The following is a 17,583-nucleotide window of genomic DNA, read 5'->3' on the forward strand; positions in this document are numbered from 1 at the left end:
TGCTTGGCATCATGACTCGACGACCCTTCGCGTCCGGGTCCGCGTCCGGAGCCACCCCCGCTGCCGCGGGGCGGACTCGGACGCCGCGGCCCGTGCTCAGCGACGTCATCAACGCGGTGATGGTGGCGGGGCTCGGCGTCGTGCTCATCGCCGTTGGCGGCACGGGCTCCTCGGGGATGCCGCAGGCGTTCGAGCCGTCGACGCACTGGTGGCACCTGGCTCCGCTGGCCCTCGCGTGCGCCGCGATCTCGGTGCAGTCGAGGCGGCCCGTGCCCGCGTTCGCCGTCGCCACCATCGCCGTCCTGATCGACGCTGCTATGGGCCTGCAGCTCGCGCTCGTCATCGCCTGGTCGAACCCGATCTACGCGGTCGGCCGGTTCGCGCGCGCTTCCGTGCGTCGCGGCATCTCGATCGGCGCGGTCGTCGCAACGCTGCTCGCCGCGCCCGCGATCGTGGTGCTCGGCGGCGACGTAAGCGCGGCCATGACGACGACACTCCAGATCGGCGCGGTCGTCGCGATCGCCCTGTGGTGGAGCGCAGAGGTGCGGGCAGGCGACGAGGCGGCAGCGGCCGAGCGCCGCCGCGCCGCCGACGCCGCGCGGCTCGCCGAGCTCGCGAGCGCCGAAACCGTGCGGGCGGAGCGCGGCGCCATGGCACGCGACCTCCACGACCTCATCTCATCGCGGCTCTCGGCGATCGCCCTGCAGACGACGGCCACCCTGCAGCTCGAACCCGACGCAGCGCGCGAACGTCGAATCGTCGGCGAGGTGCGGCGCGAATCGGTCGCAGCGCTCGACGACATGCGTGACCTGATCCGCCTCCTTCGGTCGCCGGGGGACGAGCCCGATGGTCTCGTCGTCGGCGGGCTCGAAACGCTCGATGACGTCATCTCCCGGTTCCGTGCGGCGGGCCTCGACCTCGTCGAGGCCGACGCTCCAGCGGCCCTCGAGGGCATCGATCGCGAGGCCGAACGGACGCTCGTGCTCGTGGCGCGCGAAGCGCTGACCAACGCCTTCAAGCACGGTTCGGGCCGCGCGGCGCTGCGGCTCACGGCCGAAACCGACCGGGCGCGGTTCGTGATCGAGAACCCGATCGGCGGCGGTGCAGCAGAACGTCAACCGGGGGGCGACCACCCGCGGCCTGGCCTGGGCGCGGGAATCGGACTCGACGCCATGCGCGAGCGGCTCGAAGCGGTCGGCGGCTCGCTCGAGATTTCGACGGTCGACGGGGCGTCGAGCGGTCGGGCGACGTGGCGGCTCGCGGCGAGCGTGCCCCTGTCTGGTGCGGCGTCGCGGGGGGAGGCAGCATGACGACGGTGTTGATCGCCGACGACCACGCCGCGATTCGCGCGGGGCTGCGCATGGTGCTTGAACACGCCGACGGCATCGAGGTGGTCGGAGAGGCCGCCGACGGCGCTGTCGCGATCCGGAACGCGCGAGCCCTGCGCCCCGACGTCGTGCTGATGGACGTTCGGATGCCCGGCACCGACGGCATCGAGGCGACACGCGAACTCGCGGCGGCCGGTATGGCCGTGCTGGTGCTGACGAGCTACGACGGAGACGAAGCGGTGTTCGGCGCCATCCGGGCCGGGGCAGCGGGCTTCCTGTTGAAGACGGTCGAGGCCGGCGATCTGATCGAGGCCGTGCGTCGCGTCGCCCAGGGCGAGGGGGCGATCGCGCCGAGCGTGGCGCGCCGCATCCTCGCCGCCGTCGCGGGTAGCGAGGTCGGTCCTTCCAGCGCGGATGGCCATCGCGATGGCGCGCCACGGGGCGGCCTCGGCGCCGAGGCGGCGGCGCGCGTGGCATCGGCCGGACTCACCGAGCGCGAACTCGAGCTGCTCGGTGAGATCGGCCGCGGCGCGTCGAACGGCGCCATCGCACGGCGCCTCGGCATCACCGTCGGCACGACGAAATCGCACGTGTCGAGCATCCTCGCCAAACTCGGCCTCGAGTCGAGGACCCAGGCGGCACTGGTCGCTCGCGACGCCGGCGTCGCCTGACGCGGCGGCGGATGCGTGTCGGGCGGCGAGCGCGCGCCCGCAGTCTCGCGCGGGGCGGCATGACGCACGGTCCGCGTTCGTGGTGACGTCCTATCGTCGATCACGTGACCACGAACCCGAGCCCGAAATTCGACCCGAGCCCGCAATTCGTCATCCTCGGCGCCTGGGGCGACCTCGCTTCGCGCCTGCTGCTGCCAGGACTCGCATCCCTCATCGCCCATCGAAGCGAGTTCGCGCCCAGGCTCCTCGGGGTCGGTCGCGCGCCCGACGGCGAGGGCGGTGACAGTTGGTCGGCGCTGGTGCGGGTGAAGCTCGAATCGGCCGGCGAGGAACGGGCGGAACGCGCGGCGGCCCAAGCCGAGTACGTGCAGTGCGACCTCCTCGACGAGTACGACGTGCGCGCGCTGGTCGACCGGCTCGAAACCGGGTGCGTGCTGTACTTCGCGCTTCCCCCTTCGGTGACCGGAGAGCTCGTCGAGTTGCTCGCGCGCACGGGAGTGCCCGAGGGGACGCGACTCGCCCTCGAGAAGCCGATCGGAACGAGCGAGAGCGCAGCGCGCGAGCTCAACGCGGCGGCGCAGCGGCTCGTGCCGGAAGACCGGATCTTCCGCGTCGACCACTTCCTCGGCAACGCGCTCGTGCTGAACGTGCTCGGCGTTCGCTTCGCGAATCAGGTGTTCGAGCCCCTCTGGAACCGCACGTACGTCGAGCGCGTCGAGATCGTCTACGACGAGGACCTCACGGTGGAGGGCCGCGGCGACTTCTACGACGGCACGGGCGCGCTCGTCGACATGCTGCAATCGCACCTGCTGCTCGTGAGCGCGATCGTCTGCATGGACGAGCCGAGCCGCATCGACCCCGTCGAGTTCCGCGATCTGATGGCGCACGCGCTGCGGGCGATGCGCGTGTACGACGGCGATCCCGTCGCATCGAGCCGCCGAGCCCGGTACACGGCCGGCCGCATCGGCGACCGGGAAGTGCCCGATTACACGGATGAACCCGGGGTCGACGGTCGGCGCGGCACCGAGACGCTCGCGGAGGTCACGCTCGAGGTGCGCTCGCAGCGCTGGGCCGGGGTGCCGATCGTGCTGCGCAGCGGCAAGGCGCTCGGGCGGCAGCGGCGCGTGATCCGCCTGCTCATGCGCCCGGTGCCCGTCGTGCCCGTCGGCCTCGCGGGTGAGGCCGCGCCCAACGTGCTCGAGCTCGATCTCGGCACGGGCGACTTCACGCTCGGCGTCGTGACGAGCGCCGTTGACGACCCACAAACCCTCGACCGCGCCGTGCTCCGCGCGCGGCTCGGCCGTTCGGCGCTCACGCCGTACGGCGAAGTGCTCGAGATGCTGATCGACGGCGACCCGCTCCTGAGCGTGCGCGACGACGTGTCCGAGCGCTGCTGGGCGATCGTGCAGCCGGTTCGGGACGCGTGGGCGTCGGATGCGGTGCCGCTCGAGACGTATGCGGCCGGCACCGACGGACCTGGGGAGTGGTCGACGAGCGCCGGCTGATCAGGCGGAGCCGTCGTCGCCCGGGCCATGCCCCGCGAGCGCCGACGCGGCCATGATGAGGCCGATGTGCGAGAACGCCTGCGGGAGATTGCCGATCTGCCTCTGGAGCTCGGGGGAGTACTGCTCGGCCATGAGCCCGACGTCGTTCGTCGTGCCGAGCAGCCGCTCCATGAGATCGACGGCATCGTCGCGGCGGCCGATCTGCGCGTAGGCGATGACGAGCCAGAAGCAGCAGATGAGAAACGGGTGCTCGTCGCCGCTCAGTCCGTCGACGCCTGATTCCGTGCGGTAGCGAAGCACGAGACCGTCGCGGAGCAGGTCATTCTCGATCTGTTCGACCGTCCGCACGAACCTGGGGTCGTCCGCATCCACGATGCCGATGGTGGCCAGGAGCAGGAGCGACGCGTCGACCTCCGTCGTCTCGTCGTGCTGCGTGAAGTGCCCTCGCTCCTCGTGGTGGCCGCGCGTCAGGACGTCCTCGCGCGCCGCGTCGCGCACTTCGGCCCACCGGGCGACATCGCCGGGCAGATCGTACGTGGTCGCGGCGCGAATGCCGCGGTCGAAGGCCGCCCACACCATGGCCTTCGAGTGCGTGAACGATCGGCGGGGGCCGCGTACCTCCCAGATGCCGTTGTCGGGCTCCGCCCACGTCTCGGCGAGCCCGTCGAGCAGCAGTCGCTGCAATTGCCACGTGTCTCGATCTCCGTAGATTCCCTCGTTCCGGAGCAGCTCGAGCGCGATCATGACCTCGCCGAGCACGTCGGTCTGTCGTTGCGTGTGGGCGCCGTTGCCGATGCGAACGGGCTGGGAACCCTCGTAGCCGGGCAGGTGGTCGAGCTCTCGTTCCGCGAGGTCGCGGCCGCCATCGACCTCGTACATGATGAGCAGCTGCTTGACGTCGCCCGCGGCCGCGCGGATCAGCCAGTTTCGCCATGCCGCCGTGCCGTCCGCGAAGCCGGCGTGCACGAGTGCCTCGACCGTGAGCGCCGCGTCGCGGAGCCACGAGAACCGGTAGTCCCAGTTCCGGCTCCCGCCGAGTGTCTCGGGGAGGGACGTGGTGACGGCGGCGACGATGCCGCCCGTGTCGACGTGGGTGAGCGCTCGCAGGACGAGGACGGATCGGCGCACCTGGTCCTCGTAGGGGCCGCGATACGCGAGGTCGCCGATCCAGGATCGCGACTCGGCGATCGTGGCCTCGAGCCGCTCGACCTCGTCGATCGGGGGCGGAACGGGGCGGTGCGAGGGCCCCCAGACGAGGTCGAAGGCGATGCGGTCTCCCTCGGAGAGCGTGAACCGGTCGCGATGCCGCGGCCACTCGGAGGTCGGCATGCGCGGGCCGCGAAGCGTCACGCTGTCGGCTCCCGCGACGCACCGGAGGGCGTCGAGTTCATGGCCGCTCCAGTTCTCGGTGACGCGGGTGACCCACGGGACCGTCGCGCCGTAGTTGAAGCAGATGACGAGCTCGTGCACGAACGTCATCTCGCCTTCGAGGACCTCGACGGCGCGGACGACATCGGCACGCTGTTCGCCCGTCGGCATGAAGTCGATGACGCGCGCCTTGCCGCTCGCGGTCGTGTAGGTCGATTCAAGCACCAGGGTGTCATCGAGGTAGCGGCGCGTGCACGTTGCGTCGCCGTCAGGGGCCAGCAGCCAACGGCCGTTCGACTCGTCGCCGAGGAGCGCGGCGAAACACGCATGCGAATCGAAGCGCGGCAGACACAACCAGTCGATCGACCCGTCCATGCCGACGAGTGCTGCCGAACGCCGGTCACCGATGAGGGCATAGGTTTCGAGGGGTTTCGACATGTCCCGAGGCTACGGGGCGAGCGTGAACCGGGGCGTGCCGAGCCGGGGGCGTCGCCTGACGCCATTTGTCGTTGGGCCGGGTTAGGCTGGGCAACCGACGATCTGGGAGGAACGCATGGCACGCATCGGCGAGAGCGGCGACCTGCTCAAGTGCTCGTTCTGCGGGAAGAGCCAGAAGCAGGTCAAACAGCTCATCGCGGGCCCAGCCGTCTACATCTGCGACGAGTGCGTCGAACTCTGCAACGAGATCATCGAAGAGCGCATGGCAGACGCCCACGACGAGGTCGTCTCCGATTTCGTGCTGCCGAAGCCGCGTGAGATCTTCGCCTATCTCGAAGAGTTCGTCATCGGGCAAGACGAGGCCAAGCGCGCGCTGGCGGTGGCCGTCTACAACCACTACAAGCGCATCCGCGCGTTGGGGCAGATCACCTCCGCCGAAGACCGGGCAGACGAGGTCGAGATCGCGAAGAGCAACATTATGCTCATCGGGCCGACCGGCTGCGGCAAGACCTATCTCGCGCAGTCGCTGGCCAAGCGCCTCAACGTGCCGTTCGCGGTCGCCGACGCCACGGCGCTGACCGAAGCCGGCTACGTGGGCGAAGACGTCGAGAACATCCTCCTCAAGCTGCTGCAGGCCGCCGACTACGACGTCAAGCGAGCCGAGACGGGCATCATCTATATCGACGAGGTCGACAAGATCGCCCGCAAGGCAGAAAACCCGTCGATCACCCGCGACGTGTCCGGTGAGGGCGTGCAGCAGGCGTTGCTGAAGATCATCGAGGGCACGGTCGCCTCGGTGCCTCCGCAGGGAGGCCGCAAGCATCCGCAGCAGGAGTTCATCCAGCTCGACACCACGAACGTGCTCTTCATCGTCGCCGGCGCGTTCGCCGGGCTTGAGGACATCATCTCCCAGCGCGCGGGCAAGAAGGGCATCGGTTTCGGGGCGCCGATCCACTCGAAGGACGAGACCCGCGACATCTTCAGCGAGGTCATGCCGGAAGACCTGCACAAGTTCGGCCTCATCCCCGAGTTCATCGGACGTCTCCCCGTCATCACGACGGTGTCGCCGCTTGACCGCGAGGCCCTCATCGAGATTCTGACCACCCCGCGGAACGCGCTTGTGAGGCAATACCAGAAGTTGTTCGAGATCGACGGGGTCGAGCTCGAGTTCGATCGCGACGCGCTCGTCGAGATCGCCGATCTCGCCGTCAAACGCGAGACCGGCGCGAGGGGGCTCCGCGCCATCCTCGAGGAGGTGCTCGCGCCCGCCATGTTCGAGGTGCCGAGCGACGAAGATGCGGGGCGCGTGTGCATCACGCGCGATGTCGTGCTGCAGAACGCGGCGCCCACCATTCTTCCGCGTCCCGCGCTCCGCGCCGAGAAATCGGCGTAGGCCCCCGCGGCCTCCCCCCAGCCGGACGCCCTCCGGTTTCGGCGTGACGCCGAGACCGCTGGCCGGAAACACCGTGTGCCGCCTGGCACCCTCCTGGCGTGTTCCGCAGCGAGCGTCAGGTGTTCGCCCTGATACGGCAGAATGCGCGCGTGCCACCGAGATCCCGCCTCGTGTCGATGCTCGCCGTGTCGGCCATCGCCCTCGCGCTCGGCGGCTGCGCGCGCGGCGCCGAGCCGGCGCCGACCGTGCCGGAGCTGACGTACGCGGGAGCGCCGGAGGATGATCCGGAAGCGAGCGGGGCCGGGGTGACCCCGACGACGAGTGGCGCGACGACGGCGCCCGCCGAGACGAACGACGCCGGCGACCCCGATGCGGTACCGAGCGCCTCCCCGGCGGTCAACGCCGCCCTCCAGTACGCGGCGATCGGCGGCAGTGAGATCACGGGCACGTGGTCGGGTGGATGCTCGGTGCAGCCGCCGGTCGGTGTCTCGGCCATGGAATGGCGCGGTTCCGACCTCGCGGTCGCCGACGGCAGCACGCTGACCGAGATCACGGTGGTGATGTCGATCGCGTCGAAGGCGGCCGACGGCACGCCCAACGTCTCGCATTTTCGCGTGCACGGCGCGTTCGGCGATGGCCGCACGTTCGACTCGAACTGGGCGCCGTACTACCAGTGGGGCGAGGTCTGGGCCTCGTCGGCAGAGGGCGTGTACACCTTCCACTACGATTCGCCGGACATCATCGGCACCTTCGAGCTGCGGGTCTACTGCGACGACCGGATCGCGTAGCCGTGGGCAGGTCGCCGGCACGGATGGCATGCTCGGGTCGGCTCGAGATCTGAAAGTACAGTGGCAGTGGGCCCGTTCGATCGAGGTCGTCGAACAGGTGATCGCACTGGGCTGCCGCCTCAGGGCACCAGCCCGATCCCCGCGTGAACCGACACGAAGAAGGACGAAGCAGATGAGCACGATCGACACGAGCACGAGCACGAGCACGCGGACCGGTTCGGCGACGACGCCGGATGCTCCGGTCATTCCCCACTGGATCGACGGGGCCGCGTTCGCCCCCGAGAACGGCCGCACGGCACCGGTGTTCAACCCGGCGACGGGCGAGGTGACGGCGCGCGTCGCGCTGGCCGACGAGGCCGAGATCGATGCGGCCATCGCGTCGGCGCACGCCGGGTTCGAGACCTGGTCGCGGTTCTCGATCGCGAAGCGGCAGACGGTGCTGTTCGCGTTCCGGGAGCTGCTGAACGCACGCCGGGACGAGCTCGCGCAAATCATCTCGCGCGAACACGGCAAGGTCGTGTCGGATGCCATGGGCGAGATCCTGCGCGGCCAGGAGGTCGTCGAGCTCGCGACCGGGTTCCCGCATCTCATCAAGGGCGCGTTCAGCGAGAATGCGTCAACCGGCATCGACGTCTACTCGCTCAAGCAGCCCCTCGGCGTCGCCGGAATCATCAGCCCGTTCAACTTTCCCGCGATGGTGCCGATGTGGTTCTTCCCCGTCGCGATCGCCGCGGGCAACGCGGTCGTCGTGAAGCCGTCGGAGAAGGACCCGTCTGCGTCGATCTGGCTCGCCGAGCTGTGGGCCGAGGCGGGGCTGCCGAGGGGTGTTTTCACGGTGCTGCAGGGCGACAAGCTCGCGGTCGACGGGCTGCTGACCGACGAGCGGGTGCAGTCGATCTCGTTCGTCGGATCGACCCCGATCGCCAAGTACATCTATGAGACCGCCTCGAAGCACGGCAAGCGGGTGCAGGCCCTCGGTGGCGCGAAGAACCACATGCTCGTGCTGCCCGACGCCGACCTCGACCTCGTCGCCGACCAGGCCGTCAACGCCGGCTACGGCGCCGCCGGCGAACGGTGCATGGCGATCTCGGTCGTCCTCGCCGTCGAGCCGGTCGCCGACGAACTCGTCGCGAAGATCCGTGAGCGCATCGCCGGGCTGCGCGTCGGCAACGGCGGGGGCGGCCCCGAGGGGGAGCCCGACCTCGGCCCGCTGATCACGGCGCAGCACCGCGAAAAGGTGTCGGGGTATGTCGACATCGCCGAGGCCGATGGCGCGACCGTCGTTGTCGATGGCCGCACCCTCACGGTCGAGGGGCACGAGAACGGATTCTTCTTCGGGCCGACCCTGCTCGACCACGTGCCGACCACCTCGCGCTCGTACCAGGAGGAGATCTTCGGCCCCGTGCTCCAGGTCGTGCGCGTGCAGACCTTCGACGAGGGCGTCGAACTCATCAACTCCGGCCAGTTCGGCAACGGCACGGCGATCTTCACCAACGACGGCGGCGCCGCCCGCCGGTTCCAGAACGAGATCCAGGTGGGCATGATCGGCATCAACGTGCCGATCCCGGTGCCCGTCGCGTATCACTCCTTCGGCGGCTGGAAGCAGTCGCTCTTCGGCGATGCGAAGGCTTACGGCGTGCACGGCTTCGACTTCTTCACCCGCGAGAAGGCGGTCACGAGTCGCTGGCTCGACCCCGCCAAGCGCTCGGCCGAGCACGGCGGCGGCATCAACCTCGGCTTCCCGCAGAACGACTAGGACAATCGTGAACCAGCAACGCTGGTTTTCCCCACGAGGCGAGTTCGCCTGCGAGGCCGGCGTGCGCGCGTCCGGCACCACGGCATCCACGCCACGGCACAACCACGGAGGCACTGCATGGCCCGTATCGCTCTCGACCCGACCCCGTACCACTCGACCCACTGGCTGCTCGAGTTCCCCGACGTCGCCGCGCGCGCGGGCTACGAGTATCTGCAACTCACGCCGCACCCCGACTTCGGCCCGTCCTTTCGCTACCCGAAGGCCGACGACGGCCTCGTCGCGAAGCTCAAGAAGGCCGCGGCCGACGCTGGCGTGACGATTCCCTCGCTGCTTTCGGTGCAGCGCATCTCGTGGCCGGACGAGCCGCAACGCGAAGCGGCCGTGCGCAACTTCAGGCGCATCTTCGAGCTCGCGGTCGAGCTCGAGATCCCGATCATCAACTCCGAGCTCTCCGGGCGCCCCGAGCGCTCGGAGGAATCGGAAGCGGCGTTCTACCGCTCGATGGAGGAGTTGCTGCCCATCGTGGAGCGCGAAGGACTGCGCCTGAACTTCGACCCGCACCCGGACGACTTCGTCGAGGACGGGCTCGAGGCGTGGCGCGTGTTGCGCGGCCTGAACTCGTCGTCCGTCGGGTTCGTGTACGCGGCGTCGCACACCTTCCACTACGGTGACTGCGCGGCGACGCTGCTGCCCGAGCTCGGCGACCGCCTCGGCGCCGTGTACGCCGCCGACACCTACGACCACCACCGCTCGCACGGGCTGCGCTACATCACGAACCCGCCGGGCAACACGGTGCGCATTCACCAGCACCTGCGCATCGGCGACGGAGACGTGAACTGGCAGGAGCTCTTCCGCATCCTCGGCGACATCGGCTACCTCGGCCGCGACGACGCCCTCATCGTGTCGAACGTCTTCGCCGAGGACGAGACGGCAGACGAAACCTCGCGTTACCAGGTGCAGCAGTTGCGGTACCTCGCGGGCGGCAACATGTGACGGTACCCGCGGGCCCCGCTGCGGGTGAGCCGGCGGGAAGGGGAGCGGCCAACGCGCCCTCAGTTTCCATCATGCAGTTTGCATGATGTTGAGCGAACGGCAAATCTCCTTGGGGCAGCATCCGCCTCAGTGCCAGCAGTGCCGCGGCGTTGGTCACGTTGCTGGCCGACTCCGGCCTGAGCTGAGTGAACTCGGCAGACTGGTGGGTCTCAGCCAGTCCCTGAGCTCTGGGGTCTCGGATCGTCTGGCACAGGCGGATGCATCCTCGAGGCTCTGGCCCGTCCTCAGTGGTCGCGCCGCGGCCATCGTGTACTGGTCGCTGCGCTGCCTCTCATTCGCACTATCCACTGTGCGATACGCAGCCCCCTGGGCCCCGTCGACGCTTGCGCTCAGTGTCGGTCCCGGCGTGCTGGCAGCAACTGCATTGGCCGCTGCCCTCATCGCGACAGTGCTCATTGCTGTGGCCTGATCTGCCCAAGTAGGCGTCCGCACTTGCAGAACTCGACCCGCCGGTGGGCGGTTGTGCCCGGAAGGGCGCGTCACTCCGGGCGCAGCTGCCCACCCGCCGCCCTTGACGACACCCTGGTTCTATGGTTCATTAGTCGAGTAATGAACCAGGGAAGGCGGCGCGTATGGAACTCACGGACCGCGAACCGATCTACCGGCAGATCGCCGGGCAGGTTCGCGAGCAGATCGTCGCCGGGGCACTCGAGGAGGGCGAACGCATCATGTCGACCAACGAGTACGCCGCGGCGTACCGCATCAACCCGGCGACGGCCTCGAAGGCGTTCGCCGAGCTGGCGGCGGAGGGGCTCATCGAGCGACGCCGCGGGCTCGGCATGTTCGTCGCGGAGGGCGCGCGAGCGAAGCTCGTGGCCACCGGGCGCGAGCGCTACGAACACGAGACCCTCGCGCCGGCGATCCGCGCCGGCCTCGCACTCGGCCTCGCGGGCGACGAGATCCTCGCCAGCGCGGGTCGGCTCATCGCATCCGCCGGCGACACCACGGCATCCGCGCCGGCACACCGTCAGGAGGAAACTCGATGATCACGTTCGATCGCGTCACCAAACGCTACGCCCGCCTTGGTGGCAGCGCCGAGGCGGTGCGAGACCTCAGCGTCACCATCCGTACGGGCGCTATCACGGCCGTGCTCGGCCCCAACGCCTCAGGCAAGACGACCATGCTCCGCATGCTCGCCGGCCAGCTGGCGCCCACGGGCGGCACCATTTCGATCGCGGGCCGTCCCGTGGCGACCGACGCGCGCATCCCGCACTTCGCGGTCGCGCACGACGGCAACAACTTCGGCGACTCGCGACTGAGAGAGTACCTGTCGTTCGCCCGTTCCCGGCCGGGGTGGAGCATGCACGAGTACCGGCGGCTCGCCGACACGTTCGAGCTTCCCAGCAGGGGCTACCTGCACAAACTGTCGCTGGGCCAGCGGGCCGGGTTCGCCATCGCGTGCGCCCTGGCGTCCGCCGCACCCCACGTCGTGATCGACGAGGCCCACGCCGGCCTCGACGTGCCCAAGCGGCTCGCGCTCTATGAGGAACTCGTGCGGACCAACGCCGAAGACGGACGGTCGATCATCATCGCGTCGCACAACGTGGGTGAACTCGAGCGCATCGCGGAAGACGCGATCGTGCTCCGGGATGGCCGGCTCATCGAGGCGACCGAGGTCGACGACCTCGCTGGGCGCTTCGTCCGCGTCATCGGGCCGGCCGAGGGCGTGCAACGCACCGTCGGCTCTCGTCGCGTCGTCGCGCAGCGCGAGCTCGGCGCGACGCTGGAGGCCACGGTCGACGTCTCGTCTTCACCGCTCGACCCCTCGCCCGCGGGCGTCGTCGTGACGCCCGTCGACTTCCAAGAGGCGTTCGTCGCCCTCCTCGGGCGCCAAGGGGCCGGGATGCCCGGAGATGACGCGGCGCACTCGGCCGGCTCCACCGGGGCGCACGCGAACTCGACAAACGAATCGACGAAGGGATCGACGTCATGACCAACGCAACGAACCTCACCGACAGCAGTGGTTCGCTTCGGGCCGAGCGCCCCGCGCTGGCGTCGCGCCTCGCCGCGGTCTGGCGGACCGACGCAGGGCCGACCCTGCTGTGGATGGCCACGATCCTGGTGATCGTCGTCATCGGTCTCGGGGCGCTGTTCGCGTGGCTGCCGATCGACACCGGCGGCGTCGACATCGCCATCAGCTCGGTTGCCGACACGCTCGCCGGCTTCGTCATCGTCGGCGGCGTCATGGTCGGATGCTTCGGCGCTGTCGGTCGTCGCGAGAGCGTGCTCGGGGGCTGGACCCGTCGAGACCAGGTCGAGGTCCGGGCCGTCGTCGCCGCCACGACGGCGCTCCTCGCGGCGCTCATCTGGACGATCCTCGCCCTGCTCCAGCCCGATCCTCAACCGGCCATCCAGGCCGTGACCGGCGCGCCGATCACCACCCGGGAACCACAGTTCTCGCCGCTCGGCGCGCTGCTCGTCGCCGTGATCGCGTGCTCCGGAGTCTTCGTGCCGGCCCTCATCGTCGCCCTCTCGCGCATCCACTGGCTCGCCGTGTGGATCGGCGGCGCGGTGCTGCTCGTCTGGGCCGTCACGCTCGTGAGCTCGTACGGCATCCTCGTCCATCCGATGGAGGGTCTCGACCCCGACGCCGCCGCGTCTCGCAACACCGAAGCGACCGTGAGCGCCGCGATTGCGCTGGTCGGGGCGGCTGTCGTCGTCGTGGCGTCGTCGATCGGCACCCTTCGCGCTCCCATCAAGCGATTCGGGTGAGGCGGCGGGGGACTCATTGCACGGGGCGTAGCGGCTGCATGGCGGTCGCTCCGCCCCGTCTGCGTCAGGAAGCAGGTGTTGGGGATTGGCGAAGCTGAGGGTTTGCAGTAAGGTAAGCCTGCCCTAACTTAGTACTGCCTTACTTCTCCCGGTGGTCGTGAGGGAGGGCATCCGTGCGCGGCACGGACACGGCGCATGCCGCCGCGCCCCGGCCGCGCGATGCGACAGGAGAACTCATGACAACAGTGCAGGACGGGGCGGCGTCGCGGCCGCCGAGATCGGGGTCGCGCCTTGCGATCCTGAGCGGCGCCGGTCTCGCGATCGGCGCGCTTGCGGCAGGGCTCGCGCTCGGCTTGAGCGCGGCGCCGGCGAACGCGGCCGAGCAGACGGTGAGCAACGTCGACTTCTCATGGCGAGTCAACGACGAGTCGGGTGGCGGCGCGTACTTCGGCGGCTGCAACTTCCTCGTCGCGGGTGCGGCCGGCGATGCGGGCAGTTCGCGGCTGTGGACCGAGCCCGACGGCTTCTACAAGACCAGTGAGGGCAACGTCACCATCACGAAGCCCGACAGCGCGGGCAACCAGGTCGAGCCGACGTGGTCGACCAAGTGCCAGAACGCAGGGGGGACCGCGGTGGGGACGGGCGCCGGCTCGACCACGGGCAACCAGGTGAACCTCTCGTCCGGTACGGGCACGGTCGACGTGGACACGAACTCGGCGCGGCTCTCGTGGGACGGTTCGTTCACCTTCGTCTTCTACGGCGGCATGACGTACTGGACGGTGAACGACCCGGTGCTGACGATCGCTGACGGCGTTGGTTCGCTGACGGCGACGGCGTCCGGTTACGGCGCTGACATGAACGACACGTCGAAGTGGGTCACGCTGCCCGAGACCGCGATCGAGCTCGCGACCTTCTCGGGCGCCGAGGTCTCGGCGACGGGCTTGACCGTGCAGCCCGACTATCTCGGGGTCGAGGTCGACACGGACGGCGGCATGAGCCCGCAGTCGAGGAGCGGCGAGACCTGGGGGGCATTCCCGCAGTCCTTCGTCGACTTCAACATCCTCACGGGGCAGTCGTCGTACTGGTACTCGTCTGGCGGCGCAGCCGATCCCAAGAAGCCGGCGGTGCCGTTCACCGTGGCCTACGAGGTCGAGACGACGACGCCGCCGCCCGCCGCGGGCGAGGGCGACATCGGCGTGACGATCCCTGACGCCGAAGACCCGACCGATCCGGGCGAGCCCGGTGACCCCACGGGGGAGTTCGGCTGGACATGGGCGGAGGCTGACGGCGTGGACCTCGGCACGGCGAAACAGGTCGACGACACGTTCGTCGCGTCCGGCAGTCTCACGAACGTGGTCGTCAACGACACCCGTGCGGGTGGCACCGCACCGTACTCGTGGTCGCTCTCCGGCCAGGCGGGCGACTTCACGGCGAGCGGCGGAAGCTCCTTCTCGTCGTCGTACCTCGGCTGGACGCCGAAGATCATCGACGCAGCCGCGCCCGCCGTCACGGCCGGAGCGGCCGTGACGGCGGGCGCAGGCGACGCCGACGGCCTCGCGACGGCGAAGACGCTCGGGAGCTCATCGGCCGCGGCGAGCGCGACGCTCGGTGCAGACCTCAGCCTCGCCGTCCCCGTCGACAAGGCTCCGGCGGGCGACTACCGCACGACGTTGACGGTCACGGCCATCAGCTGAGACTCGAGCGACCTGGCGCGTTCCCCGGGGGAAGCCTTCGACGGCCGCTCCCCGGGGAACCGGCGCACGGACGCATCGCCGGTCCGGTCCCGGCCGCCAGACCCCGGTGACCGTACGCCGCGTCCGCATCGGCAACCACTCCACGCACGACACACGCATTCGAGGGACCATGCCTCACGCCATCCGCACGACGCTGCGCCACGCGGCGGCGACCGTCATCGCGTCGCTGATCGCGCTCGCGGCGCTCGTCATGCACCCGCTCGCCGCCGACGCCGCGACAGACGAGCCGCCCGCCTGGACGGTCGCAACCGTCGACAACGATCACGGCTCCGGCCGCGCGAACTTCGCGCACGACGTCGACCCCGGCCAGACGATCACCGACACCATGCGCGTGACGAACACCGGCGGGAGCGACCTGCCACTGACGGTGTACGCGGCCGACGCCTTCACGACCGATACCGGTTCGATCGACATATTGCCGCTCGAAGAAGCGTCGATCGACGCCGGCACCTGGATCACGGTCGACGCGCCCGACCTCACGCTGCGGCCGGGCGAGTCGGCCGACGTGACGTTCACGGTCGCGGTGCCGGACAACGCCACGCCCGGCGACCACGCCGCGGCCATCGTCGCCTCGCTGCTCCCAGGTGACGCCGGCGGCCAGGTGCAGGTGGAGCGCCGCCTCGGCCTGCGCGTCGATCTGCGCGTCAGCGGCGAGATCGCCCCGGTCGCAGAGATCTCCTCGCTGACGACGGGCTACGCAGCCGGCTGGAATCCCTTCGGCGGCGGCACCGTGACCGTCACTTACGTGCTCACGAATACGGGAAACGTGCGGCTCGCGACACTGGAAGACCTGCGTATCGCCGGCATCGGCGGCATCGCCCCGATCGCGCTGCAGGGCATGGAGGTGCCCGAGCTGCTGCCGGGCTCGTCGGTGTCGGTCACGCGCGAGGTGCCGACGAGCGTCGTCGGCCCCGTCGACGGCACGCTCACGCTCTACCTGCAGCCGGTCGGCGCCTTCACCGATGCGCCCGTCGCCGTCACGACCGAGCTCTCGGCGTTCGGGGTGCCGTGGACCCTCGTGGCGCTCATCGTCGTCGTGCTGATCGCTCTCGCGGCCGTCGCGTTCTGGTGGTGGCGCCGTCGCCGGCTCGATCTGCTCGCCGCGACGTACGTCGACGGCGGGTTCGGCCTCGACGACGAGCCGGGCGAGGGCCAGGATGCTCGTGGCCGCGAGGGCCGCGCCGGCGCGCTCGCCGCCGGCGGTGCGACCGCTGTCCTCCTCGCGGCGGCGCTCACCGTCGGCTTCAGCGCGGCCGCGGGCGAGGCCGTCGCTGCGCCCATCGGGGTGCTCGCCGCACAGGCCGAGGATCCCGAATCGACCATCGGCGTTGAGATCCCGAGCGCGACCCCGGCCATGCCCGGCACCCAGGTGCCGTCCGGGGCACCGGCGCCGGGGACGACCTCCGGCACGGGCACGGGCTCCGGCACGGGCACCGGTAGCGGCCTGACCCCAACCGGGATCGCCGGCTTCACCGAGGTCGTCGCCATCGGCGCGGGCGCGCTCGTGCTCGGCACCGCGGCGACCCTGCTCGCACTCCGCAGGCGTGGGGCCTAGCCGGAATGGCGCTTCCCCGTCTCCTTCGCCGCTTCAAGCGGCAGACCCTGCGCCGCTCCGCGTGGGGGCTCGTGATCGTGCTCGCCGTCGGCCTGCTGTGGGTCAACGGCATTCACAACGTCGGCGCTTCCCCCGGCGCCTCGGCGGGCGGCTGCGTCCAGCCTCCCGCCCAGACCGTGCCCGCACCGCCCGCCCTTCCCGGAGTGACGAGCGCCGACCTGCCAGACCCCAGGACGATCACCGGGCCGACGACCGCGTACACGTCGACCGCCGCGATTCCGCCCGTCACCGACGCGCCGGAGGCGCTGCAGCGGCTGCCAGCGACCATCGAGAGCTCCGACGGCGCCATGACGACCGTGGCCGACACCTCCCGGATCTTGGCCGTGAACCAGAACGGCGGGCTCGCCGCCGCCGTCATCGGCCTCGGCTTCGGCTGCAACCTCGTCGGCCGCGACACGGCGACCGACGTGGAGCAGCTCATGCCCGGCAATGAGCAGTTGCCGCTCGTGACGCAGAACGGTCATGAGCTGAGCGCCGAGTCGATCCTCGACCTGGCGCCGACCGTCGTCATCACTGACTCCTCGGTAGGCCCGTACGACGTCCAACTGCAACTGCGCGAGGCGGGCATCCCGGTCGTGATGGTTCCCATCGTCTACGAAGAGGGCGTGCAGGGCGTCGGCGCCCAGATCCAGCTCGTCGCCGATGCGCTCGGCGTCCCCGAGGCCGGCGAGGCGCTCGTGAACCGCACGAACGAGGAGATCGGCGTCACGATCCAGGGGCTCGGCGCCATGGCGCCGTCCGACCCGGAGCAGAAGCCCCGCACCGTCTTCCTGTACCTGCGCGGCAGCATCTATTACTGGTTCGGCGCGGGCTCCGGCGCCGACTCGATCATCCAGAGCATCGGCGCGCGCGACGTCGCGACCGAGGTCGGGTTCGAGGGCATGGCGCCGACCAACGCCGAGGCCCTCGTCGAGGCCGCGCCCGACGTCATCATCGTCATGACCCTCGGTCTCGCCTCCGTCGGCGGCATCGACGAGGCGCTCGAGCTGCCCGGCATCAAGCAGACGCCGGCAGGCGCGAACCGGCGCATCGTCGACATGAGCGACTACGAGGTCATGAGCTTCGGCCCGCGCACCGCCTCGGTGCTCGCGGCGCTCGGTGTTGCCATCTACGCGCCGGAGTACGCGTACGCGCCGGACGACGCCGGCGGGGCCGAGGCATCCGGCGCGCCCGCTCGCGGCGGGAGAGGAACGAACGCGTGA

14 protein-coding genes are annotated in these 17,583 nt (G+C 70.2%); 13 read left to right on the plus strand and 1 reads right to left on the minus strand.

The window, feature by feature from the left end; all coding sequences use genetic code 11:
* Positions 1 to 11: 11 nt before the first annotated feature.
* From F8O04_RS13485 to F8O04_RS13495, 3 genes are all read left to right on the plus strand, one after another.
* On the plus strand, positions 12 to 1,310 hold the full coding sequence (locus F8O04_RS13485) for a sensor histidine kinase (protein ID WP_188726504.1): 1,299 nt from the start codon (positions 12 to 14) through the stop codon (positions 1,308 to 1,310).
* Positions 1,307 to 1,999 (plus strand): response regulator, encoded by a 693-nt coding sequence (locus F8O04_RS13490; protein ID WP_158029918.1) that lies wholly within the window; start codon positions 1,307 to 1,309, stop codon positions 1,997 to 1,999. The genes F8O04_RS13485 and F8O04_RS13490 overlap by 4 nt, the downstream gene beginning before the upstream one ends.
* A 104-nt stretch (positions 2,000 to 2,103) precedes the next feature.
* Positions 2,104 to 3,504: a glucose-6-phosphate dehydrogenase gene (locus tag F8O04_RS13495; RefSeq protein ID WP_158029919.1), complete on the plus strand. Its 1,401-nt coding sequence runs from the start codon at positions 2,104 to 2,106 to the stop codon at positions 3,502 to 3,504.
* Here F8O04_RS13495 and F8O04_RS13500 read toward each other — a convergent pair whose 3' ends face one another.
* Positions 3,505 to 5,310: a glycoside hydrolase family 15 protein gene (locus F8O04_RS13500; RefSeq protein ID WP_158029920.1), complete on the minus strand. Its 1,806-nt coding sequence runs from the start codon at positions 5,308 to 5,310 to the stop codon at positions 3,505 to 3,507.
* 115 nt (positions 5,311 to 5,425) lie between these two features.
* On the opposite strand from F8O04_RS13500, the gene clpX reads away from it, so the two are divergent.
* From clpX to F8O04_RS13555, 10 genes are all read left to right on the plus strand, one after another.
* The gene (gene clpX, locus F8O04_RS13505) at positions 5,426 to 6,703 is read left to right on the plus strand and encodes an ATP-dependent Clp protease ATP-binding subunit ClpX (protein ID WP_158029921.1); all 1,278 of its coding nucleotides are present in this window, start codon (positions 5,426 to 5,428) and stop codon (positions 6,701 to 6,703) included.
* A gap of 149 nt (positions 6,704 to 6,852) precedes the next feature.
* Positions 6,853 to 7,491: a hypothetical protein gene (locus F8O04_RS13510; protein WP_158029922.1), complete on the plus strand. Its 639-nt coding sequence runs from the start codon at positions 6,853 to 6,855 to the stop codon at positions 7,489 to 7,491.
* Between the two features lie 172 nt (positions 7,492 to 7,663).
* Complete coding sequence (locus F8O04_RS13520) at positions 7,664 to 9,247, plus strand: CoA-acylating methylmalonate-semialdehyde dehydrogenase (RefSeq protein ID WP_158029923.1); 1,584 nt, start codon at positions 7,664 to 7,666, stop codon at positions 9,245 to 9,247.
* Positions 9,248 to 9,364: 117 nt separating this feature from the next.
* The gene (locus F8O04_RS13525) at positions 9,365 to 10,240 is read left to right on the plus strand and encodes a sugar phosphate isomerase/epimerase family protein (RefSeq protein WP_158029924.1); all 876 of its coding nucleotides are present in this window, start codon (positions 9,365 to 9,367) and stop codon (positions 10,238 to 10,240) included.
* A gap of 632 nt (positions 10,241 to 10,872) precedes the next feature.
* Positions 10,873 to 11,286 (plus strand): GntR family transcriptional regulator, encoded by a 414-nt coding sequence (locus tag F8O04_RS13530; RefSeq protein WP_158029925.1) that lies wholly within the window; start codon positions 10,873 to 10,875, stop codon positions 11,284 to 11,286.
* Positions 11,283 to 12,233, plus strand: coding sequence for an ATP-binding cassette domain-containing protein (locus F8O04_RS13535; protein WP_158029926.1), 951 nt, complete (start codon positions 11,283 to 11,285; stop codon positions 12,231 to 12,233). The genes F8O04_RS13530 and F8O04_RS13535 overlap by 4 nt, the downstream gene beginning before the upstream one ends.
* Positions 12,230 to 13,012, plus strand: a complete 783-nt coding sequence (locus tag F8O04_RS13540) for a hypothetical protein (protein ID WP_158029927.1) — start codon at positions 12,230 to 12,232, stop codon at positions 13,010 to 13,012. The genes F8O04_RS13535 and F8O04_RS13540 overlap by 4 nt, the downstream gene beginning before the upstream one ends.
* Before the next feature lie 236 nt (positions 13,013 to 13,248).
* On the plus strand, positions 13,249 to 14,706 hold the full coding sequence (locus tag F8O04_RS13545; RefSeq protein WP_158029928.1) for an HtaA domain-containing protein: 1,458 nt from the start codon (positions 13,249 to 13,251) through the stop codon (positions 14,704 to 14,706).
* A 169-nt stretch (positions 14,707 to 14,875) separates the two neighbouring features.
* Entirely contained in the window at positions 14,876 to 16,321 is a 1,446-nt protein-coding gene (locus F8O04_RS13550; RefSeq protein ID WP_158029929.1) for a WxL protein peptidoglycan domain-containing protein, read from the plus strand.
* 5 nt (positions 16,322 to 16,326) lie between these two features.
* A complete protein-coding gene (locus tag F8O04_RS13555; RefSeq protein ID WP_158029930.1) occupies positions 16,327 to 17,583 on the plus strand; it encodes a heme/hemin ABC transporter substrate-binding protein in 1,257 nt (418 codons plus the stop codon).

Source organism: Pseudoclavibacter endophyticus, from assembly GCF_008831085.1.
Lineage (GTDB): Bacteria > Actinomycetota > Actinomycetes > Actinomycetales > Microbacteriaceae > Pseudoclavibacter > Pseudoclavibacter endophyticus.